We start from the raw sequence: 21,631 nt of genomic DNA, 5'->3' as shown, positions 1-21,631 counted from the left end.
CGATCACTTCACCCAGAGGGCCATACATCGCTTGAAGACATCACGCTCCATCTCCAGCTCCCGGATCCGCTTGCTCTTCTCCCCGATCTCCCGACGCAGCCGCTCCAGCTCGGCCCGCTCGGCCTCCCGCACCCGACCCCCACCCCCACTGGCGGCTGTCGGTTGTACGGGCCGGTCCGAGGACGTCGTCCCGTTGCGCCGCCACCTCGACACCCAGCTGTGCAGCGTGCCCGGGTTGATGCCGAGCTCCTCGGCGACCTCGCCGGCCGGCCTCCCGGTCTCAACCACGATGCGCACCGCACCCTCACGGAACTCAGCGTCGTACGGCGGCTTCTTCTTGGACCCCATGAACCCCAACTTCCCCTGCAATCACGGGCTCCACGCTACGAGGGGATGGTCACGCCCGACTCCGCGTGGACCTGCTCGATCAGCGGCATCAGCTGCTCGTCCCGGAGCCGGCGGGCCGACTGCGGCCGCTACTTGCGGGCGAAGTACGTCGACGGCGACAGCTCCAGCACCCGCCAGACGGGACCGACCCCGAGACCCCTCTCACGCAGGTGGTCCATCACCTGCCCGGCCTCGTCCGCAGGGCGGTCGATCTCCTGGGCAAAAACACGCTGGCGGCTTTGAGGATCTCGTTCACCCGCCTCAACTCCGCTACTTCCTTGCGGAGTTGTTTGAGCTCGTCCTGCTCGGCGGTGGTCACCCGGTCGTCGCGCTCGCCGCGGTCGGCCTCGGCCTGGCGAACCCCGCCACGCAGGGCCTCCTTGTGGATGCCCAGGTCCTTCGCGACGTGGGCGATCGGCCGGCCAGTGGCGCGGACCTCGCGGATCGCGTGCTCGCGGAGCTCAGAGTGTCTCGCCACGACGTGAGGAGCCGGGCCTCCCCGAGGAGCTCGCAAATGCCGAGGGCGTTGATGTCGAATTCCACCAGGCCCGGGGACCGGGCGAGCGTGCAGATTCCTACGGGTACGAGTTGTTCGTTACCCGCGACCAGTCCGTGGAAGAGCAGGTGCGGCGACTCGCGAATCACATTCTGGCGGACGATCCACGGAAGACTGCTGAGATTTCAAGAGCGCTGAGGCCATGTGCAGACGCACGCCACCGTTCCAGGCCTGGCCCGGCCTGAGACCACGAGATGAGAACGGATCACGAGGAGTCCCCGTCGCCCTCGACATTGGCCACCATCTTGCGCAGTACCCTTGAGCGCGGCAACGTACTCCTCGTCGCTGATGCCTTGTGGACCACAGCGCGCAGCTCGGTCGCCAGCTCCCGCAGCCGCAGTCTGGCGGTCTCTCCGGCATCGGTGAGGTGCAGAGAGAGCCACTGTTATGACGCAGGGCGGCAATGCAGCGGCGGCCACGGGTACCGCCAGCGGGCTGATCACCAGCCGCCCGGCAACGTCGGTTGACCAGTGGTGCCTGCACCCGGCCGTACGCGACCCGACCAGCCTCCCAACCCCCGACAGGCATGTAAGAGGGAAAGGGGGCAAAGCCATCGGGAACGGGCCGGGTGCGCAACACGGCCCCGGACGGCCGCACCGCTCAGCGACAAGCACCGAGGCGCACCCCTGGTCCGCAGGACGCACCGAACTCGAACCGGATTGGACGCTTCTGGCGTGAACGGATCGGGCCCGCGCTTCGTATGCTTATCCGATCGAGATGCGTATCCGGACGAATTGCTCGATCTTCATCGGGTTTGTGCATACGGGCCGCGAGTGACGCGGCCACGGGGGGATGTGAGGCGACCATGGCGGCGGTGAACAACACGGGGCGGACGGGCACCGTGCTTCCGGTGGACGCGGCGCGCTGGGCGATGCGGGCGTTCGCCATCGTCAATGTGGTGATCGTCGAGACGCTGTTCCTCAGCGCCGGTTCGGGCAAGAACGAGGTGCTCACGATCGCCAGGTTCTTCGGATTGCACGCGGCGCTGCTGATGCTGTTCCAACTGCTGCTGGTGGCCCGGCTGCCCTGGCTGGACCGCCGCATCGGGATGGACCGGCTCACTGTGTGGCACCGCTGGGTCGGGTTCCTGCTGCTGTGGACGCTCCTCACCCATGCCACGCTGGTGGTACTCGGCTATGCGAAACTCGACGGCGCGTCCACGGGGAAGACGTTCCTCGCACTGAGCGGGGTGCCGGCCTCCCTGCTGGGCATGCTCGCCACGGCCGTCATCGTCGTGATCGCCGTGATCTCCACCCGGCCCGTACGACGGCGGCTGCGGTACGAGGTCTGGCACGGTCTACACCTGCTGCTCTACGTGGCCGTGGGCCTGTCCTTCGTCCACCAGTTGCAGGAGACCACGACGTTCACGTCCTCCGCGTTCGCCACGGCCTACTGGTGGGTGCTGTGGCTGTTCGCCTTCGGTGCCCTGCTGACCGGCCGTGTCGCCGTGCCGCTGTGGCGCAACATCCACCACCGGTTCCGTGTCGCGGCCGTGGTACCGGAGTCGGACAACGTGGTCTCCGTGTACGTCACCGGCCGACACCTCGACAAGCTCCCGGCCCGTGCGGGTCAGTTCTGCATCTGGCGGTTCCCCGGGCACAACGGCTGGTGGGTGGCCAACCCCTTCTCCCTGTCGGCGGCGCCCAACGGACAAGGGCTGCGCCTCACGGCGAAGGCGGCGGGCAGCACCAGCGCCGGCCTGCGGAACGTCCCCGTCGGTAGCCGCGCCTTCGTCGAGGGGCCATACGGGGCGTTCACCTCGCTGCACCGGACCCGGGCCGGCACACTGCTGATCGCCGGCGGTGTGGGGATCACACCCGTGCGGGCCATGCTGGAGGAGGAGGCGACCGGTGACGTCGTCGTGCTGTACCGGGTGCGCAGCGAGGCCGACGCCGTGCTGCTGAACGAGGTGCGCCACCTGGTCGGGCTCCGGGGCGGACGGTTGCATCTGCTCACCGGCAGGACCGGCGAGGACGGTGTTTCGCCGCTCGGTTCGGGCAACCTGCACCGGCTTGTCCCCGACATCGCCGAACGCGACGTGTACGTCTGCGGCCCGCCCGTCATGACCAGGGCCGTACTCGCCGGACTGCGAGACCTGCAGGTCCCGGAGTGGCAGGTGCACGCCGAGAAGTTCGGTCTGGCCTGAACCGAGAAACGGCCCGAGTGCCGGGCCTACGCACGGACTCGCCACCGGCCGAAACGGTGACCGCCAACTCCCGCAAGCAGCCCGCGGCTGAGGAAGGCGCACAGCGCAAGTCCTCCGGCTGCTCCGGCATGTCGACGGTCCCGGCCCGCCGCGCTGGGAAGAGCGAGCCACTCCGCTGGAGCGGTGAGGAGTGCTTCCAGGCCGCCAAGGGCCAGGTCGGACTCGACCACTACCAGGTCAGGCACTGGACCTCATGGCACCGGCACATCACGCTCGCCATGCTCGCCCTGGCATTCCTGACCGCCGTCGGCCGGACCCAACCGGATGGGCCCGCCTGCCGCCCCGTCGCGGGGCAGCAGGCGGGCGTTCGATCCGCGTTCCTGACATCGTTGTGCCCGCGCGGTCCGTACGGGACGCGCCGCTATGGGACGAGGCAGGCTCGCCGAGGGGAGCGGCGCCTGCCGGGGCGTGCCGGCGCCCTACGGAGTGTAAACGGCGTCACTGCCGTACAACTCCCTGGTGAACGCCGAGACGTCGGCGCTTCGATCGGTGCCGTCGAGGTTGTACGTCAGATAGACGCCGTATTCCTCGCTGACGGTGCGGCGGGCGAGGTTGGCTACGGTGCTCTGTGAGGTGCGGCCGATCTCAACCGCCGCCGGTGACAGCCGGGACTTGGGCAGTGCGATGCCGGGGACCTGCCAGGTGCCGTAGTACGGGTTCCAGGCGTAGTCGAACTTGGAGGAGATGTCGACGCCGCCGTAGGACAGACGTGACGCTGCCGGGCCGATGTTGTAGAGGCTGATGATCTTGTCCGGCATGTTCGCCCGCAATGCTGTCACCAGGTGCACGAACGAGCTGTCGTTGGGCTGGGCCGTGCCGTTGTTGCCGTACTCGGCGTATTCGTCGTCGAAGTCGATGCCGTCGAGACCGTACGTGGCCACGGCGTCCGACATCTCTTTCGCGAAGGCCGAAGCCGCCTGCTGGGACGTGAAGTTGGCGAACCCGGCGCCCTGGTGGTTACCCAGCACCGAGAGCACGACCTTGATGCCCTGCTGCTGCAACGGCCGTATCTCCGTGGCTGCGTTGTCGAGGACGCGCTGCACGTTCTCGTTGAAGTGCAGATAGGCGGCCTTCGTGCTCGTGTCGTAGTTGATGTTCGCCGCGAAGATCACGGCGACGTCGAAGGCGTTGCCGCCGCCGTCGGCGAGCGTGTACTTGCCCACGTTGAGCAGGCTGTTGCTGTTCACCTCGATGTAGGCCACCGAGGTCGGACCCTGCTTGGCGGGAGCGGGAGCGGGAGCCGCCGCTGCTCCGGTCGCGCCGAAGGCGAGGGCCGTGACGGCCGAGAGCGCGAGCGCGGCCGTCCGCACCCTGTTTCGTACCAGAATGAACATCGTTGATCGTTCTCCCATCGGTGTGGTTGGCGCCCGACTTGTTCGGAAGCGCCGAGTGGACTCTCCGAGTTCTCGCTGCTGTGACCGAGTGCCGAGTACCGTGCGCGGACTCTGCACGACTACCTCGTACGGCTCGCCACGACCTCGGCCACAGAAGCACGAACCGTCATGACCTCCCCCCTGCCGCTGCTGGATGCTGTCCCGCCGATCCGGGGTCTGCGGGGACGCCCCCGTCGCAACATCAAGCCAGCGTTCGTCCTGTCTCCGCCTCCGCCTCCGCCATGGCCCGGCCGGAGACGACATACCGCAAGGTCGCCTCGATCTCCGGAGCGAGGAATCTGTCCGGGCCCGGGCCGGGCACCGTCCTTCGCAGGCCGTCACGCACCGCCCCGGTGGCGGGTGCGGGGTTGAGGGGAGCGCGCAGGTCCAGGGCGCGCGCGGACGTGTACAGCTCCACCGCCAGCACCCGGGCGAGGCCGTCAAGGGCGCGCCGGAGTTTCCGGGCCGCCGACCAGCCCATGGAGACGTGGTCCTCCTGCATCGCGCTGGACGGGATGGAATCGACCGATGCCGGGGTAGCGAGGCGCTTCAGTTCGGAGACGACGGCCGCCTGCGTGTACTGGGCGATCATGTGCCCGGAGTCGACACCGGGGTCGGCCGCCAGGAAGGCCGGCAGCCCGTGGTTGCGAGTCGGGTCGAGGACGCGGTCGGTACGGCGTTCGGCGATCGAGGCGACATCGGCGACGGAGATGGCCAGGAAGTCCAGGACGCAGGAGATGGGTGCGCCGTGGAAGTTGCCGTTGCTCGCCAGGCGCCCGTCGGCGGTCACCACAGGGTTGTCGACGGCGCTCGCCAGTTCCCTGGAGGCTACGCGTTCGGCGTGACCCAGTGTGTCGCGGGCCGCGCCGTGCACCTGAGGGGTGCAGCGCAGCGAATAGGCGTCCTGCACGCAACCGCAGTCAGCGCGCTGGTGTTCTGCAAGTACCTGTGAACCGGTCAGCAGGACACGCAAGTTGCCCGCGCTGCTGGACTGGCCCGGGTGAGGGCGCAACGTCTGCAGATCGTCCGCGAAGGCGGCGTCCGTGCCGAGCAGAGCCTCGACACTCATCGCGGCTGCGATGTCGGCGGTGCGCAGCAGGAGCCGTAGGTCGTTGAGGGCGAGGATCAGCATGCCGAGCATTCCGTCGGTGCCGTTGATCAGGCTGAGGCCTTCCTTCTCCCCGAGGTCGAGCGGGGCGATTCCGGCCGCGTCCAGTGCCTGTGCCGCAGGCATCAAGGTCCCGTTCGCGTCGCGGGCCGTGCCTTCGCCCATCACTGCGAGGGCGCAGTGTGCGAGCGGGGCGAGGTCTCCGGAGCAGCCCAGTGACCCGTATTCGTGGACGACGGGGGTGATGCCGGCGTTGAGCATGTCGGCGTAGGCACGGGCAGTCCGCACGCGCACTCCCGTGCGCCCGGTGACCAGGGTGGAGAGGCGTAGCAGCATCAGGGCACGGATCACTTCGCGTTCCACCTCGGGACCCGTTCCCGCAGCATGCGAGCGGACCAGGTTACGCTGCAGGCGTGCGCGGGCGCTGGGCGGGATGCGCCGGCCGGCCAGGGCTCCGAATCCGGTCGAGACACCGTAGTGCGGCGAGGAGTCGCCGGCGAGAAGTTCGACCACTTCGCGGCCGCGCCTGATCTCCTTGGCGGCTTCGGGCGCGAGGGCGATGCGGGTGCCCTCGCGGGCGACGGAGACGACGTCGTCGGCGTCCAACGGTCCGGCCCCCACCCAGACCGTCCGCGCAGCTGCGGCCGTGGTCACTGCTGTCACTTGATCACTCCCCCAGATATTCGATGGCTGCCGCGGGACAGAGGTCGGCAGCCTCGACGGCTTCCGGTGCGTAGCCCCTCGCGTCTTCGCCGGGTACGAGGCGGACCACGCCGTCGTCGTCCTGGTCGAAGAGCTCCGGCGCGACGCGCACGCAGTTTCCCGCGCCGACGCAGCGTTCCCGGTTCACCTTGACCGGCCCGGTTGCGCTCACCACCGGACGGGCAACGCGTTGATACTGAAGACCAGGCCCTGGCGCACAGGTACGTCGTCCAACGGGACGGCGAGCCGCAGCGTCGGAAGGCTGTCGAACAACCTTCTCAGCGCAATCTCGATGTCGAGGCGTGCGAGGTTCTGACCGATGCACTGGTGGGCGCCGAAACCGAAGGAGAGATGGTTGCGCGGGTTGCGACGCAGGTCGAGTTCGTGGGGCCGGGTGAAGACATGCGGATCACGGTTGGCTGCCGGGTTGAGGAGGACTACGCCGTCTCCGGCCCGGATGACCACGCCGTACGTTTCGATGTCCGCGGTGGCGACGCGGACCAGCCCACCGGTGAGGGACAGGAATCTCAGCAGTTCCTCGACCGCGTTCGGCCAGAGTGCCGCGTCGCGGCGCAGGCGGGCGAGTTCGTCCCGGTGCTCGAGCAGGGTCAGGACGGCGACACCTATGGTGGCGACGGTGACGTCTTGACCGGCGACGATCAGTACGGTGCCGTAGTGCGCGAACTGCTCGGCCGTCAGCTTTCCCTCTCTCACCTGCCCGGCCAGGTCGTCGAGGAGCCCGCTGCCCTCCTCGCCGTCGGTGAGGAGGCGCTGCTTGGCCGCACAGAGTGATGTCAGATAGTCCACGAGGCCGGGCACCGGGTCGAAGTTCCGATGCAGCAGATCGTGGAAGTGCGCGCGGTCCTCGTCCGGGATGCCGAGCATCTCGTGCATGCTCGTCGTGACCAGGGGCCGGATGTAGGTGCTCATCAACTCGACGGGCTCGCCCTGCCACGCAGTGGTCAGTGAGTCCAGCCGTGCCTGGGCGTCCGCCTCGATCGCGGGCCGCCAGCCCTGCATCCGTTTGAGGGCGAGGCCGGGCTGCAGGGCACGCCGCTGCTCGGTGTGCAGTGGCGGGTCGGAGCGCAGGAGGGCCCGCATCGCGGGGTGGCGGTCCGGGCGTCCCAGGACCAGGAGCCGGGCGAGCTTGGGAAATTCGGCCTTGTCCCGGTCTACCGTGAGCCTTTCGTCCGCCAGCAGGGAGCGGGTCGCAGCGTGGCCGGTGACCGCCCAGATCTCCCGCCCGTCGTAGAGTCGGATCCTTCTCACCGGACCGCCCGCACGCAGGTCTTCGTATTCCCGGGGAGGGTGGTAGGGGCAGATTCGGGTCAGAGGGAGGCCGGGGGGTGTGGTGCCGGGGTCGGCGGGCGTGTCCTGGACGGTGTTCACTTCAGTGCTGTCCATCATTGCTTCCTGGCAGTGCCGGTGGGGGTGAGCTTCGCGGCGACCGCCCTGAGAGGGAGGGGACCCAGCAGATCGGCCGGGACGATCCCGGTGAAGCCGGCCGCATGGAGATGGTCGGTCACTCGGGGCGCGAGCGCCGTCCTGCCGCCTGCCGGCAGGTAGGGGGTCGCCATGTCGGACGGGTGACCGGGGCAGTGGTCGCGGATGGCGGCGGCCAGTGCCCGCTCCTGCGGGGTGCGGGGCGGCACCGGGTGGTGCGGAAGTCCGTCGCCCTCGGCCACCACCGCGGCTTCGGCCCAGCCCTCGAAGCTCGGCGTGTCCGGCGCCTCCGCACACACCACGTACCAATGGGGCAGGACCAGGGAGGGCTGGTCGACTTGGACGGCTGCCATGTGTTCGCGCAGTTCGTCGGGTGTGGTGGGCCCCACCGCGTACGCTACGAGTCGGGTTCCGCCGTCCGGGGTCTCGTCGGGGAAAACCCCGGCTGCCGTCACCCCGCCGAGTTCGGCAAGGCGTGCTGCGCATTCCCCGGTGTCCACCCATGTGTGGTCCACCAGGACCCAGTGCGGGCCGAATTCACGCCGGGGAAAGCCGAGTTGGTCCTGCACGCTGCGCATCGCCGCGTCCAGCGGCAGGGTGCTGTCGGCCCAGCCGACGATCAGCGCGCCCATGGCGCGCAAGGTGCGGGCGATGCGGTCCGCGTTGGTCACGGAGGTGTGGCCGTGCATTGACAGGACCACCCCGTCCTTTCCGGTTTCCACCGCGAGATACAGGTCGGCGCTGTTGTCCTGCCAGTCGATGGGCGCCTTGTCGATGACGAAGTCGTCGGTGGCCCCAGCGCCGTCGGGCGGGCCGGACGGTGCGGCGTCGTGCTCCGGTTGCGCCTGGACAAAGTAGTTGTATGTGACGCCGATCCGCAGGTTCATCCCGCGGGCATGTCCGGCGCGGGCGCGTTCCTCGGTCATCTCGAGACTGGAGTAGCGGGCATACCGCTGGGCCGCCACGACAGCGCGGAAGACCTTGGACAGCAGCGCCTCCGACGTATCCTTCGCCGTGACGTCGAAGACGACGAGAGCGGGCTGGAAGAAGCAGCCTACGGCGGCGGACAGCAATGGGTCGGCCCTGTTGGCCGTGTCCATGGACACGACGCAGCGCTCATTTCCGGACAGGGACGACAGGGCGGCGCCGAAGGCTGCGAGGTACACGACGCCCGGAGGCACTTTGCGTTGAGCGGCGACCCGTTCGGCGGCGAACGACAGCGCGCGGGACCTCAAGGCTACCCGCTCGTAGGGACTCGGTGGGGTGTAGCCGTTGAAGTGCCCCACAGGCGCGGGTCGGTAGTCGGGGAACATGCCCTGCGGGATCGTCAGGTAGCGGTCGCGCCAGTAGGCGCGCACACGCTCGCGGTAGCGGGCCTTCTCGGCTGAGTGGTCCAACTCGGCCTGCTCCCGAGGCTCTCGTGCGGGAAGGAACGGCGGGGCGTCACGCTCGTCGTCCAGCAGGGCGAGGAAGGCGCGTTCCAGGACCGTCCAACTCTGTCCGTCGACAGCGCTGTGAATGGCCGTCACCACCACCCACGCGCCTTTGCCGGGTTCTCTGATCAGGGCGAACCGGACGGGCCTGTCCTGCGCCGGATCGAAGGCGCGGGCGGCGAGACGCTCGGTGACCGCGGGAATGTCCGACGCGTCGCCCTCGGCGTACGCCTCGAAGGCGACCTCCCACGGCGGCCGCACCGCCTGGACCGGCCTGCCGCTCTCGTCCTGGAGGAAGTTGGTCCGCAGCGACTCGTACTGGCGCACCAGAGCGCTGAGGGCCGCGAGGACGGTGTCGTCGGCAAGGTCCTTGTCGAGACGCCAGGTGCGGGTGATCTTCACACAGTCCCGGTCGGCTCCGTAGGCCGGCACATCGAAGTACAGGAACCAGTAGTGCTCCTGGCCCCAGAGCATGGGGGCCCATCGGGTGTCGTTCACTGCGGCTCCCACTGTCGGATCGTCAGGTGCGCGGGCGCGTCACCTTCGAGGGCGACCGCCGCACCGTGGCCGGCCGGTGCGGAGATGTCGTGGACCAGCCACCGGCCGGGCAGCCGCTGCGTCGGATCGTGTGCGAGGACGGCGCCTTCGGCGACGGGGGCCGCTGTGACGACCAGGCGCAGGCCGTGTCCCAGCATGCTCGTCCCCGCTGCCTTCGTGCACGCTTCCTTTCTCGTCCACAAGGTCAGGAACACGCCGGGTCGACGGTCTTCGGCGGTCTCCGCCACCAGTGCGCTCTCCTCGGCCGGGAAGTAGCGGTGGCTCAGCGCGACGACGTCCCGACTGGGCTGTGAGCGCTCCAGGTCCACCCCGATGTCCCGCGGTCCGGTCACAGCCAGTAGGGCGTGCCCGCCGGAGTGGGACAGATTGAAACGCATGGTGTCCTCGTGACCTGCGATCCGCGGCTTGCCCCAGCGCCCGGTGTGCCAGGTGAGCCGTGCGGGCGGCCTGCCCAGGCACTGGCCGAGAATGTGGCGGGCCGCACCGCGCGCGGCCTCGAACCGGCTGCGCAACACGGGGTCCGGCATGAGGGCGGAGCGGAGCCGCTCCTCGGGGCTGAGGGCCGCGCGGATCGGGGCGGCGGACCGCTGCATGACGTCGTCGAGGTCGATCTGCCAAACGCCGACCCTGTCCGACCTCGGCGTGCGCCCGTGATTCTCCGGCATGCGTTCGCCTCGGATCTCTAGCATGCCCCCGCCTCGGATCTCTTGGCCTCGGCGACGAGCTTGCGTACATAGATGGCCGCCGCGACGAGGGCCACCGCGCTGACCAGATTGGAGACGGCCACGGTCCAGTAGAGGCCGTCGGGGCTGTCGGCCGCGGCGACCGCCCAGCGGCCGACCGCGATGTTCCCGCCGAAGTAGACGATGTTCAGGACCACGGCGCGGCCGCCGCCTCCGATGTGCTCGAGCAGCGTCAGGGCGACCAGGACGGGCCCCTCGACCACATAGGTGAGGCTCACAATGCCCAGGTACCGGGCGGCCGCCGCGGCCGCTTCGTCGTCACCGGTCATCATCTGGGCGATCAGGTCCCCGCTGAAGAAGGTCACCAGGGCGATGACTGCGAAGACGGCGAAGGACAGCAGGACACCGCTGCGGTAGGTCGGCGCCACGCTCCCATGGTCACCGGCGCCCCGCTGCTGGTTGATGACGATCGCCGTGGCCGAACCGATCACGAGCGCGGGCATGATGATCAGGCTCTGCACCGAAGAGGCGGTGGAGAAGCCTGCCACCGTCGCCTCGCCGAAGGGGCCGAGCACCCAGACCAGGGCCAGGCTGTAGAGGGAGATGATACCGAGAGTGGCGCCCACAGGCAGGCCGACGGACCTGATGTGGCCGAGCGTCGCGGGCTGCCATGGGGCACGCTGCCCGCGCCACCACAGTCCCGCACGGCGCAGCAGCCACAGGCCCGCGGCCGTGCCGGCCACGGCGCAGACGGCGGCGGCGATCGGCAGGCTGTTCATTCCGAGGCCGGTGCCGAAGCCGAGCCAGGCCACGAGCGCTATCTCGACGACAGAGCTCACCAGCGTGAGTACGAGGCCTTGCCTGGCGAATCCAAAGCCGCGCAGGGCAGACGCGCAGAGGGCGGGTCCGAAGCCCAGCAGGCTGACCACGGACATCCACCTCAGGAACCAGATGAACTCGTGTTGTGCGGAGTCCGGCACGTGGAAGAACGAGGCGAAAGCGGGTGCGCCGAGGGAGAGCAGCAGGGTCAGTGAGGTTCCGACCACCATCCAAACCTTCGCCATGCTCACGGTGAGCGGGAAGGCTTCCTCGGGGGCGTCCCTGCCCTTGCTCATCGCGCAAGCGACCTGGGTACTGACTGCGAGGGCGGCGTTGATGGCACTGAACACCATGCCGAGGGGCAGGAAGAGTGAGCGCACGTACAGCGCGTTGCCGCCCATGTGTCCGATCATCGCCACCAGGGTCAGCATGGTCAGGTAGCCGACGATCTCCCCCAAGATCATGGGGACGGCGAGGCGGCCGATCTGCAGCGACTGCCGGGCCGATTCCGCTTTGGCGGGGGGCCGGGGGGCGGACGTGTCCACGAGCCGGTCCATAGGGGGGCCTTCGGTGTTCCTTGCCAGGGGGCTTGTCGGTTCGTCAGCCATGGCCGCCTCGGGAGAGGTCCTTGAACACGCTCATGCGCTGGATGTTCTCGGTGCCCTCCATGTACTCGATGCCGCGTGCGTCGCGCGCCAGCTTCTCAAGGAATGGGTGGTCCAGCCGGGCACCGGGGCCGAAGAACGCGAGGGCCGCCACGGTCGCGTCCTCGGCGAGCCGGGCCGCACGGAGCTTGGCCATGCATGCCAGTTGACCGGCCGTGATGTCCGCGTCGACAGCTGCTGCGGCCCGTCCGGTCAATCGGCGTACCCCCTCGATGCGACGGGCCAGGGCGTCCAGTCGATGCTGTTCGTCGCGGGTCAGGCTGCGTCGTTGGCTCTGCACGTACTCGTGTGCCGCCCTGGCCAGGCCGACGCCCATGCTTGCCACGACGGGTCGCAGCAGATTGAAGGTACGCAGCCAGCCGGCCATGCCCCGCCGGGTGGGCGAAAGGTGTCTGCCGAGAACCCGCTCGGGGGCGATCTCCACCGACTCCATGGTGAGGGTGCCGAGTTGGGCTCCCCGCAGACCCAGTGTGGGAACCGGGCGTGCTTCGAAGCCGTGCTGACCGGCCTCGACGAGTGCCGCGTTGACGCCGAGGGGCCCCTTGCCCGTCCGCGCGAACACCACACCGAGCCGACCGCGTACCGCGTTCCCCACGTACTTCTTGGTCCCGTTGAGGTACCAGGGCCCGTCCCGGTCGGCGCGGGTGAGTGAAGTGGCCATGGCAGCCGCGTCGGAACCGTGCTCCGGCTCGGTCAGCGCGAAGAAGGTCCACGTCGGCTCGGTGAGGAGCCGTCCGTAGAACCAGTCCTTCTGCTCCCGGTCCCCCAGGGCGTCCACCAGGACCCCGGACATGGGTGCGCCAGGTGCCGCGAGGGCCGTGGCGAGATCGCCCCACGCGGCCTCCTCGTAGTACGCGACACGCTCCGCGGCCGTCATCAAGTGAAAGCGCCGGCCGGCGATGACGAGTGGATCCGGGTTGTATGCGGGCGGTATCTGCAGGGTGGCGAGCCGTCCGAGCCCCTTGAGGTGCAGCAGACGGGTGGGGAGTGTCGGGTCGCGGTCCACGTCGAGTGCGTGGGGGCGCACCTGGGCCCACCACTCACGGGCCTGCCCCTGGAGCAGGCTGAGGTGCCGGTCGGGTTCGCTCACTGGACGCCCTCTTGTTCCGCCTGGTGGTGACAGCCGTACACGTCGGCGATCAGTTCGGAGAGCAGGGCCGTTCGGCCGGGCCCCTCGGCGGTGAAGCCGAAGGCGCCGAGAAGGCGAAGCAGTCCCCGATCGACGGTGCTGATCTGGCGGTGCAGGTCGCCGAGTGCGTCGGGTCCGTTCGAGGGTGCCATCAGGACGCTCTCGATCTCTGTCTGCTCGGTGACCGCGTCGGCCAGCGCTCCACCGATCAGTTGCTGGTGGAGCAGGGGCGCGCCGTGGACGGTTCGCTGCCCCAGGTAGGTGAGGCAAGCGTCGAGCAGAGCACGGGACAGTCCGAGTCGCAGCCGTACGAGCGTGTCGGCCGGCCAGGCCGGCTGCGGGGCCGACGGGTCACGGACGATGACCAGGCCGCAGCCCCGCAGCGGCTCCGGAAGCAGGTCGTCAGCTCCGGGCAGGCGCCCGGACGGCACCACGGCGTGGCCCGCGGGGTTCCGCAGCAAGGTCCCCTCGGGGTAGGCCCGGTACAGCTCCTCGAAGGCCTGTCTCGCTCCGTACGTCCGCGCCACCTCGTCGATCCTCCGGTGGGAAGCAAGGTGACCCGAGCCGGTGGGCTGGTGCTCGCTCTCGCTCGTCATGGGCTCTCATTCCTGCCTGGTCCGCTCCGGCCCGCTCCGCCGTCCGCCGCTACGTCCAGTCGGCACCACCCCAGGTATCCGAAGCGTGCGTCGTAGTCGGCGAGGACGACGGGACGGCCGGTCCGGCGAAGGTCCGGCAGTCGTTCTGCGAGCACCGACCAGATCCCGGCCGCAGGCATGCCGGCGGGGGCGGTGTGCAAGGTGTATCCCTCGGGAACTCCGGCCCAGTGGCGGGTCAGCCCGGCTCCGGCGATCAGCACCGGCCGGCCGGTGCTGCCCTCGGCCGGTGGGGCCAGCGCGGCGAGCCGGGCCGGTACGTCGCCAGGTGCGACCCCTGAGTGCTGGTCGCATTCCAGCGCGCCGAGTTCGCCCGAGGCGTCCAGGACCAGGGCGACACCGGTGTCGTGCCGCGCACGCAACTCCTCAGGGATCGGTCCCCGGTGGTAGACAGCGCTCTGTTCCGTGATCAGGACCAGGGCGCGGCGGGCGCCCTGCACGGCGATGCCGCGGACAGCAATGCGCAGTGCGGCGAAGGGGGATGTGGTCCCCTGATCGGAGATCGCGAAGGCCAGGCCGGTCCGGGCGGTAGACCGCTCGAGGCGGCTGAGCGGCCAGCCGGGGGTCGCGTCCGGCGTTGCGTGGGCGAGCAGCGCCAGGTCGAAGTCGTCACGGGGGGTGAGCTGGGGCAGTATCGCCGAGACCATCGCCGCGTACGCCGTGCGCCCTCGGGTGAAGGCGTCGTCGTCCACCGGGAGGCCGGCGGTGGACACCAGATCCGAGAAGAACTCCCGGTCTCCTTCTGCGAACGGTACACGGGCAGCTTCTCCGGGGGTGAACGCCTGCCCGTGTGCGTGCGCGAGGCGCAGTGGTGCCGGTGCGCCGACCGCCGGCGGGGGGACGGATGTGTGCATCACCGCTCGGTCTCGTCGAGCTGCCTCGCCGCATACGCCGCGAGCGACCCGACTGTCCCGAAGTCGTCCGGCTCCAGCGTTTCGGGGTCGAACTCGAAGTCCAACTCGTCCTCGAGTGTCATGAGCAGTTCGAGGATGCTCGTCGAGTCGAACCCGAGGTCGTCGAAGAGCCGGGTCTTCTCGGTGATCGAGTCGCGGTCGCGGTCGCGCATCGCGGCGAGCGCGGCAATCGTGGTCTCGGTGATGCGGTGCAGTCCGGCGGAGGACTGGGCAGACGCGTGCATCGTGGTCTTCTCTCTCCTTCTTCGTCCAGGCGGTCTCGGTTGTGCCGTCAGCCCGCGCTTGCCCGGCCGTCGGCGCTGGTGAAGTCGTAGCTGTACTGCTTGCCGAGCAGGTCGTCGATTCCGTCGCGGGCCCGCACCAACAGGGCCCGGCCTTCATGGACGAGGACCTCGGCGGGGTGGCCGTGGCTGAGGAAGAGAACGGGCGACGCGCTCGGCCCGTAGGCGCCGGATTGCAGTACACCGATGAGGTCACCGACTCGCAGGGGCGGCAGGGCCACTTTCCTTCCCAGCGTGTCGTTGGGCGTGCAGAGGGGACCGGCGATGTTCCAGGCCTGGTCCTCTTCGGTAGCCGTGCGGTTCAGCAGCCGCATCGGGAAGTTGCGCTTGACGAAGGATCCGATGCCGACCGCCGCCATGTGGTGGTGCGTGCCGCCGTCGACGATCGCGAACCGCTCGCCTCGCGATTCTTTGAGATAGCGCACTCGGGTGAGGTAGGTACCCGCGGGCGCCGTGAGGTAGCGACCGAGTTCCATGATGATCCGCGTCCGGGGGTGGCCGGCGATGAACTTCTCGACAAGCGGGTTCAGCAGTGCCGTGAGAGCCGCTGGATCCAGGGCACGCTCGCCGTCGAAGTACGGCACGCCCAGACCGCCCCCGATGTCGACGAGTTCAAGAGGGAAGTCGAGCGCGGCGGCGAGTTGCTCGGCCGCATCCAGGATCCGCCCGGTGTGCTCGGCAACGACACGCTCTTCCAGGACCCGCGTCCCCATGTAGATGTGGACGCCGATCAGGCGCACCGAGGGGAAGCGCGCTGCCAGGTCCCGCTGGGCGAGTAGTGTTTCTTGGTCGATGCCGAACTGCCTGCTGGTGCCGCTCATCACGAGCTTGGCGCCCTTGACGGAGAAGTTCGGGTTGACGCGGAGCGCCACCCGCGCGGTGACACCCCGTTCGGAGGCGAGTCGGTCGATGAGGGCCAGCTCGTCCAGGGACTCGCAGACGAGTGCCGCGATCCCCGCGTCCAGACAGGCGATGAGCTCGTCGGTGCTCTTGCCGGGGCCGGGGAACACGATGTTGTCGGGACTGAATCCGGCCCGTCGTGCCGTGGTCAGTTCGGCCAGCGAGGAGACCTCCGCGCATGCACCCAGGGAACCGAGCAGGGCGCAGATCGCGGCGTTGGGGTTGGCCTTGAACGAGTAGAAGATCTCCAGGCGGGCATGGAGCAGGTCTCTCAGTTCCTGGTACTGGCGGGTTATCGCCTCCGCGTCGTAGACGTAGAGCGGAGTGCCGAACTCGGCCGCCAGATCCTTCACGGAAAGGCCCTGGACATGGGCTTCAGCGGCGCGCGAGGTGTCAGTGACCATGCCCGTTCTCCTCCGTTATGGCCGTGATGTGTGCGGCGATCTGCTGGTCGAGGGCGGTGAGACGGTCGTCGCTGTCTGCCACGACGATTCCGTACAGGCGACCGTCGAAGGCCTCCCGGCCATCGGCCAAGAGCCGGTGCTCAGCCGCGTTGACGGTGGCGAAGTTGCTGACGAGGAGACCCTCGGGTGACTCGGGCGTCATCAGCGTGTCCCGGAGCCGGTCGGCCAGGCAGTCGAACGGCAGATGGACGCTGAGAGTGAGGGGGTACTGGGTGGCGAGTGCTACTCGGCCACCGGGAATGAGGCGCTCGCGAACGCGTTCCTGATACGTCGACATGTTGTTGCGGGCGTTGATCTCCACGATGGGGTACAGCCCGCCGTCCGGGTCCACCATGGCGTCGACGCCGACCGCGCCGACATAGCCATCGGCGTGGAGCCGGGCCCCGATCCTGCGCGACGCCTCCGCGAGCTCCGCACCCTGGTCGCTGTCGAGGCGGGCCGGAATGCGGTGGCCCTTGTGGACGCCGCCCTCCGTGACGGCCTCCCGCACGAAGTCGAACGTGCAGTTGCCGGCCCTGTCGATGGTGAACTGGTAGTTCAGGTCGGTCTTCTTGGCCACCCACGTCTCGACGACCATGTTCACGCGGTCGTCGCCCGTCCGCTCCCCCCGTCGAGCGATCTTCCGTACGACACGTTCCAGAGCTGACCGGTCGGAGAGGACGAGCAGCCCTTTGCCCGACACTCCGTAGGAGTCCTTCATCACGACCGTGCCTCCGCGGTCCAGGAGATGCCCGGCCCCGGCGGCGGCGCTGTGCAGTTCGCTCACGGTCCGGCATATCCAGCCCTGCGCCTGACGCAAGCCCAGCTCGTCGGCGATCCTTCTGCTGTAGGCCTTGCCGTTGACCGTTTTGCAGATCCGCGCGGACGGGCAGGCGAGGGGCAGACCGGCGCTCTCGGCGAGAAGCTCCTCCCGCTCGGACACCCCGTGGGGCCACAGCAAAGGGCTGCCGGGGAGCGATCCGATCTCCTTGAGGAGGGCAGGGTCGGCAAGCACGTCCTCGGTGACTGTCCGGTCCGGGTCCTGGAGAGCAGGGGTCAGTACGCGCGGCAGCTCGAATCCCAGTGCCGCGAGGTGCGCCAGGTGGCCGTCGTCGGGCGTCGACTTGAGGAGCACATGATCCTGGGCTCCTGCCAACAGCAGACAGAACTCGTCCATGCGGTGGGCGATCTCGCGGGTCGCGCTCACCGCGATCCGAGGCAGCCCCGGTTCGTCCGCGGCCCATTGGTCCTCGACCCCGAAGTTACCGAGGAGCACCATGGGCGTGTCCGCGGATCCGGCGAGCACGTCACGTATCCGGGTGGGCCAGCATTCTGCGGCATTCGTGCTGACAGAAATCTTCTCGGCACTCACTTTCCTGACTCACTTCCCGTGTTCGAATGCCATGGCGGAGAACGTCGCACCGAGCCCGACAGCGGTCATCACGTACCGGCTCCCCGGAATCAATCGTCCTGCTTCCCGGGCAGACACGTGATTGAGGAAGGGGTCCGCGCCGAAGCAGTGCCCGATTTCCGCGATGTTCTCCGTGAAGAGGCGGTCGGCGCCGCGCATTCCGAGCTCCCTGAGGACCGGAATCCAGGACAGCCGATTGACGTTGTGCGGCAGGATGAGGTCGATGTCCCCGATGGCCAGGCCGGCGCCCGCCAGGGCGGACCTGATGACGTCCGCCAGCACCTTCGGATATACCTCCTGGAACGCTTCGGCCGCCTCCTGGGTCATGTCCATGCCGTCCTCGAAGGCGCCGCAGGTCTGCGTCGCATAGCCCAGCAGGCGGTCGCCCGGACCGCTCAGTCCTACGAGAACGGCCGCTGCGGATTCCCCCATCACCCCGGTGTCGGGGATCACACGGGCACCTTCAGTGAACACCTTCTCCCCCGTCAGGACGAGGGCGAGCGCCTGAGGATCGCCGTCGGCCGCCAGCAGCCGCCCGGCGAGTTCGACGGCGAGCAAGCCCGATGCGCAGGCGTGCTGGGTCACGCAGAAGGCGTGTGCACCGTGCAGTCCGAGGGCGTCGCGCACCTGGTGCACGGTGCTGTGCGGATAGGGAGCGCCCACGGGCATCGTGCGGCCCTGGAGGACGTAGCGAACGCGGTGCCCGTTTCCTCGCAGTCCTGCCAGGCCACGCGCCGCGGCCAAGAGTTGTCGTGTCGTGTCGTCTTCCTCGGAGACTCGGATCCGTGAGAATCCGAAGTACCGCTCATAGAGCTTGATACGCGATTCGGGGAAGCCGCTGCGCTGCAGGAACTCCCGGGCCGGGAGGGAGTTCTCGGGCCAGTATCCGCAAATTTCTCGGAGCACTGTCAAGACGCTCCCCTCCCCGACTTCGCACAATGGACGGGGTGTTCGTTTCCCGGGAATCCGTCTACCATTGCGGCCATGTTCAATGGAGCAGCCAACGAGGCGTTCAGCGATGTCGACGGCATATCCCGGGTCATCGGTGCGGAGATGGGCGACATTCTCAGTCGTGTGCCGCTGACGCCCGATGAGGACTTCGCAGCGAGCGGGGGCGACTCGCTGCGAGCGGTGGATCTGATCAATAGGCTCGTCGACCGCTGGCACCCGGTCGAGGGAGATGCCGCCGAGCGCTTGCGGGCGGCCCTGGTGACCGCCGTGTTCGACCAGGCGACTCCGGGCCATCTCGCGGCCGTTGTGGTTGCCGAGTCCCGGCCCCCGGCAACCTGATCGCGACAGGACCGGAGGATCACCGCCCACTCCCGTCGCCCGCGCCAGCCGCTGAGGACAGGGCGCACGCCTGCTTGATCGCGATGAGATCCGCCTTCCCCAACGTGGTCCGTGGCAGGGCCGACAGGACGTGGACGTGGTGCGGCACTTCATAGGCGGCAAGCCGCTCGCGGCAGAAGGCCAGCACATCGGCAACCGAGGCGTGCGGGGCTCGCAGCACGACGGCCGCGTGCACCGACTCCTCACCGTCCTCCTCGTGGCCGAAGACGTGTGCTTCCGCGACGGCGGTACACGCCTCCAGGACGCCGCTCACCCGGGCGGGCTCGACCTTGCGCCCTCCGACATTGATGAAGCTGGACTTGCGGGCCAGGACCGTCAGGTCGCCGCGGGGGTCGACGCTGACCAAGTCTCCGGTGTCGTAGAGGCCGTTCGCGTCCAGCCCGTCGTCACCGCCGAGGTATCCGGCGAACAGGGTGGCTGTGCGCACGTGCAGCCACCCGGCCTCCGCCGGCACACCCGCAATCCCCGCGGGCCGCAGCCGCCATCTCGTCGAAGGGTGGATCCGGCCCGCGCCCCCGGCCGGCCACGGTTCTTCGCGGTCGTACTGGCAGGCGATCACGCCCGCCTCCGTACTTCCGTAGATCTCGCGCACCGGCAGGGCGAACACGTGCTCCGCCCGTGCCCGCGTGTCCGTCGGAAGCGGTCCGCCCGACGACAGCAGGGCGCGCAGGGAAGACGTGTGCCCCATCGGTCGCGACGCCATGCCGAGGATGCGGTAGATCATGGGAGTGCCCAGTAGCACGGTGGCGCCTTCGTCGATGGCCGTGTGCACCGCGCTGACACTGAAGCGGGGCATGGTGAACATGCGGGCGCCGGACACCAGGGCGCCGGCGAGCAGACCCATCATGGCGAAGGAGTGAGCGATCGGAATCGGACCGAGCAGGCTGTCGCGCGCCGTGTAGCCGTACGTGTCGCGGTAGATGCAGCCGCCGCGCTCGACGTTGGCGAGGTTCTGACGCACGATCCGCGGCTCGCCGGTGGAACCCGAGGTCATGCCGAGGATCTCGGGGTTCCGGTCCGGCGCCTCCAGCGGCCCCTTGGCCGTGTCCATCACGTCCGTGTACGCCAGGACGCTGTCGCCACCAGCCGGACCGATGGAGGCCCCGGCGCCGATGCGCCGCGCCAGCGCCTGCTGCATCTCGCCCCGCGACGGGTCCGCCTCCAGGCACAGGACATCGACCGAGGCCGACGTGAGGCCGAGGAACACCGCGATGCTCTCGGCGGAGTTGTCGAGGGCCAGAAGCACGGGCGCACCGGTCCGATACGCGCGGCGGGCGTGTTCGCTCACCCCTGCCGCCATGTCGCGCAGCCGTAGCCAGTCGGTGCCCACCCATCGGCCCGCGCTGAAGACGTGCACGGCGGGTGCTTCGGGCCGACCGGCCGCATGCCGTTCCACATGCCGGTGCATCAATTTCCCACCCCGCACACGTTGAGGGGCAGTCGCCCCAGGGGCAGCCCACCGTCGACGTGGATCGTCTGACCCGTGATGTACGAAGCACCGTCCCCGGCGAGGAAGGCGAGCGTCGCCGCCACGTCCTCCGGGCGTCCGGTCCGCCGCAGGGGTGCCGTGTCGGCGACCAACGCCGACCGGACGCCGTCTGCTCCCATAAGGCCGTCGGCGCCTTCGGCCGGCGGGGTCTCGATGAGTCCCGGGGCCACGGCGTTGACCGTGATGCCGAACGGGCCGAGTTCCACGGCCAGCGCACGGGTCATTCCCTCCAACCCCGCTTGCGCCGTCGCGTAGTTGACCTGACCCACGGAGCCGAGCGCGAAGACGCTCGACAGGTTGAGCACGCGTCCCCAGCGGGCCCTGGCCATATGCTTGTACACGGCTCTGGCGCACAGGAAAGCCCCGCGCAGGTTCACGGAGTGGACCGCGTCCCAGTCGGTCTCGGACATGAGGTGCAGGGCACCGTCCCTGAGGACGCCCGCGTTGTTGACCAGGATGTGCGGAGCGCCGAACTCCCGGGCGACAGTTCGCACCATCGCCGTGACCTGTGTCGGGTCGGTGACGTCGCACCGGACGGGCAGCGCACGGCCTCCCGCGGCGGTGATCTCCGCGGCGAGGCCGGTGATGCTCTCGGCCTTGACGTCGATGAGGGCGACCGCAGCGCCCGCACGCGCCAGGTACCGGGCCGTGGCCGACCCGATTCCGCCGGCGGCCCCCGTCACCACGGCTATTCGCTCGTCCACCAACGCTCCACCGTTCCTCCCGTGACAGTCCTGGATTCGCACGTCATTCAGATGTCCGCAGCGGCTCCTTGCTCGCCGTCGACGACGGAGAAATAGAAGACATCCCGGCGGCGTCGAACTCCGTTCCGAATGAAACGACCGTCACGCTAGAGCACCTTCTGACGCACGGTCAAGCATCGGACCTGACGGTGGGCGTAACGGGAGAAGGCCCCTGGCAAGCGGCAGGTACTGGGCTGTTGACTAATTCGCATTAGTTGCTTAGCGTCCCGAAGGGTCACCTCGAACGACCTTGCACCTTCGCCAAGAAGTTACTGGTCAGAGGCATGATGTTGCCGAGCATGGGTCAGATGCACTCCTCCCGGGGCTTGCTCTTTCCTATGCCCAGGGGGTGGTCGCGGCAGTGCGTCCGACAGCCACAAGCGGA

20 protein-coding genes and 2 pseudogenes are annotated in these 21,631 nt (G+C 68.9%); 3 read left to right on the top strand and 19 right to left on the bottom strand.

What is annotated here, in order from left to right; genetic code table 11:
* Positions 1–3: 3 nt before the first annotated feature.
* The 3 genes and pseudogenes from FEF34_RS37625 to FEF34_RS44425 all read right to left on the bottom strand — a co-directional run.
* Entirely contained in the window at positions 4–348 is a 345-nt protein-coding gene (locus FEF34_RS37625) for a transposase (protein WP_138057152.1), read from the bottom strand.
* A gap of 217 nt (positions 349–565) precedes the next feature.
* Positions 566–865: a transposase gene (locus FEF34_RS37620; RefSeq protein ID WP_171053252.1), complete on the bottom strand. Its 300-nt coding sequence runs from the start codon at positions 863–865 to the stop codon at positions 566–568.
* A gap of 283 nt (positions 866–1,148) precedes the next feature.
* Positions 1,149–1,316: pseudogene (locus FEF34_RS44425) on the bottom strand (MarR family transcriptional regulator); the annotation flags it as partial.
* 432 nt (positions 1,317–1,748) lie between these two features.
* On the opposite strand from FEF34_RS44425, the gene FEF34_RS37605 reads away from it, so the two are divergent.
* Positions 1,749–3,089, top strand: coding sequence for a ferredoxin reductase family protein (locus tag FEF34_RS37605; RefSeq protein WP_138057150.1), 1,341 nt, complete (start codon positions 1,749–1,751; stop codon positions 3,087–3,089).
* A 173-nt stretch (positions 3,090–3,262) separates the two neighbouring features.
* Positions 3,263–3,433 (top strand): annotated as a pseudogene (locus FEF34_RS37600) (IS701 family transposase); the annotation flags it as partial.
* Between the two features lie 135 nt (positions 3,434–3,568).
* Here FEF34_RS37600 and FEF34_RS37595 read toward each other — a convergent pair.
* From FEF34_RS37595 to FEF34_RS37530, 14 genes are all read right to left on the bottom strand, one after another.
* A complete protein-coding gene (locus FEF34_RS37595; protein WP_138057149.1) occupies positions 3,569–4,483 on the bottom strand; it encodes an endo-beta-N-acetylglucosaminidase H in 915 nt (304 codons plus the stop codon).
* A 241-nt stretch (positions 4,484–4,724) separates the two neighbouring features.
* Positions 4,725–6,293 (bottom strand): histidine ammonia-lyase, encoded by a 1,569-nt coding sequence (gene hutH / locus FEF34_RS37590; protein WP_407698332.1) that lies wholly within the window; start codon positions 6,291–6,293, stop codon positions 4,725–4,727.
* 4 nt (positions 6,294–6,297) lie between these two features.
* A complete protein-coding gene (locus FEF34_RS37585; protein ID WP_138057148.1) occupies positions 6,298–6,504 on the bottom strand; it encodes a ferredoxin in 207 nt (68 codons plus the stop codon).
* Positions 6,501–7,736: a cytochrome P450 gene (locus FEF34_RS37580; RefSeq protein WP_171053251.1), complete on the bottom strand. Its 1,236-nt coding sequence runs from the start codon at positions 7,734–7,736 to the stop codon at positions 6,501–6,503. The genes FEF34_RS37585 and FEF34_RS37580 overlap by 4 nt, the downstream gene beginning before the upstream one ends.
* Entirely contained in the window at positions 7,736–9,706 is a 1,971-nt protein-coding gene (locus tag FEF34_RS37575) for a condensation domain-containing protein (RefSeq protein ID WP_234042992.1), read from the bottom strand. Before FEF34_RS37575 ends, FEF34_RS37580 begins: the two co-directional genes overlap by 1 nt.
* Positions 9,703–10,431, bottom strand: a complete 729-nt coding sequence (locus FEF34_RS37570) for a 4'-phosphopantetheinyl transferase family protein (RefSeq protein WP_138057147.1) — start codon at positions 10,429–10,431, stop codon at positions 9,703–9,705. The genes FEF34_RS37575 and FEF34_RS37570 overlap by 4 nt, the downstream gene beginning before the upstream one ends.
* A gap of 17 nt (positions 10,432–10,448) precedes the next feature.
* Positions 10,449–11,813: an MATE family efflux transporter gene (locus FEF34_RS37565; RefSeq protein WP_234042979.1), complete on the bottom strand. Its 1,365-nt coding sequence runs from the start codon at positions 11,811–11,813 to the stop codon at positions 10,449–10,451.
* A gap of 55 nt (positions 11,814–11,868) precedes the next feature.
* A complete protein-coding gene (locus FEF34_RS37560) occupies positions 11,869–13,023 on the bottom strand; it encodes an acyl-CoA dehydrogenase family protein (RefSeq protein WP_138057146.1) in 1,155 nt (384 codons plus the stop codon).
* Positions 13,020–13,658: a hypothetical protein gene (locus tag FEF34_RS37555; protein WP_138057145.1), complete on the bottom strand. Its 639-nt coding sequence runs from the start codon at positions 13,656–13,658 to the stop codon at positions 13,020–13,022. The genes FEF34_RS37560 and FEF34_RS37555 overlap by 4 nt, the downstream gene beginning before the upstream one ends.
* The gene (locus FEF34_RS37550) at positions 13,655–14,569 is read right to left on the bottom strand and encodes a hypothetical protein (protein ID WP_138057144.1); all 915 of its coding nucleotides are present in this window, start codon (positions 14,567–14,569) and stop codon (positions 13,655–13,657) included. The genes FEF34_RS37555 and FEF34_RS37550 overlap by 4 nt, the downstream gene beginning before the upstream one ends.
* Positions 14,569–14,853, bottom strand: a complete 285-nt coding sequence (locus tag FEF34_RS37545; protein WP_138057143.1) for an acyl carrier protein — start codon at positions 14,851–14,853, stop codon at positions 14,569–14,571. Before FEF34_RS37545 ends, FEF34_RS37550 begins: the two co-directional genes overlap by 1 nt.
* Before the next feature lie 47 nt (positions 14,854–14,900).
* Entirely contained in the window at positions 14,901–16,214 is a 1,314-nt protein-coding gene (gene lysA, locus FEF34_RS37540; protein ID WP_138057142.1) for a diaminopimelate decarboxylase, read from the bottom strand.
* Positions 16,204–17,532 carry a preATP grasp domain-containing protein gene (locus FEF34_RS37535; RefSeq protein WP_138057972.1) on the bottom strand — a complete coding sequence of 443 codons (1,329 nt, stop codon included), beginning with the start codon at positions 17,530–17,532 and terminating at the stop codon, positions 16,204–16,206. Before FEF34_RS37535 ends, lysA begins: the two co-directional genes overlap by 11 nt.
* A gap of 102 nt (positions 17,533–17,634) precedes the next feature.
* Positions 17,635–18,570, bottom strand: coding sequence for a 3-oxoacyl-[acyl-carrier-protein] synthase III C-terminal domain-containing protein (locus FEF34_RS37530; RefSeq protein ID WP_234043294.1), 936 nt, complete (start codon positions 18,568–18,570; stop codon positions 17,635–17,637).
* Between the two features lie 78 nt (positions 18,571–18,648).
* On the opposite strand from FEF34_RS37530, the gene FEF34_RS37525 reads away from it, so the two are divergent.
* The gene (locus tag FEF34_RS37525) at positions 18,649–18,954 is read left to right on the top strand and encodes an acyl carrier protein (protein WP_138057140.1); all 306 of its coding nucleotides are present in this window, start codon (positions 18,649–18,651) and stop codon (positions 18,952–18,954) included.
* A 19-nt stretch (positions 18,955–18,973) separates the two neighbouring features.
* On the opposite strand, the gene FEF34_RS37520 is transcribed toward FEF34_RS37525, so the two are convergent.
* Together FEF34_RS37520 and fabG are read right to left on the bottom strand one after the other, a co-directional pair.
* Positions 18,974–20,422, bottom strand: a complete 1,449-nt coding sequence (locus tag FEF34_RS37520; protein WP_138057139.1) for a class I adenylate-forming enzyme family protein — start codon at positions 20,420–20,422, stop codon at positions 18,974–18,976.
* Positions 20,422–21,207: a 3-oxoacyl-ACP reductase FabG gene (fabG, locus tag FEF34_RS37515; RefSeq protein WP_234042970.1), complete on the bottom strand. Its 786-nt coding sequence runs from the start codon at positions 21,205–21,207 to the stop codon at positions 20,422–20,424. Before fabG ends, FEF34_RS37520 begins: the two co-directional genes overlap by 1 nt.
* Positions 21,208–21,631 lie beyond the last annotated feature (424 nt).

This window comes from Streptomyces marianii, from assembly GCF_005795905.1.
Taxonomy (GTDB): Bacteria; Actinomycetota; Actinomycetes; order Streptomycetales; family Streptomycetaceae; genus Streptomyces; species Streptomyces marianii.
Note: the sequence above shows the minus strand (reverse complement) of the source record. Positions and strands in the feature narration are given on the sequence as shown.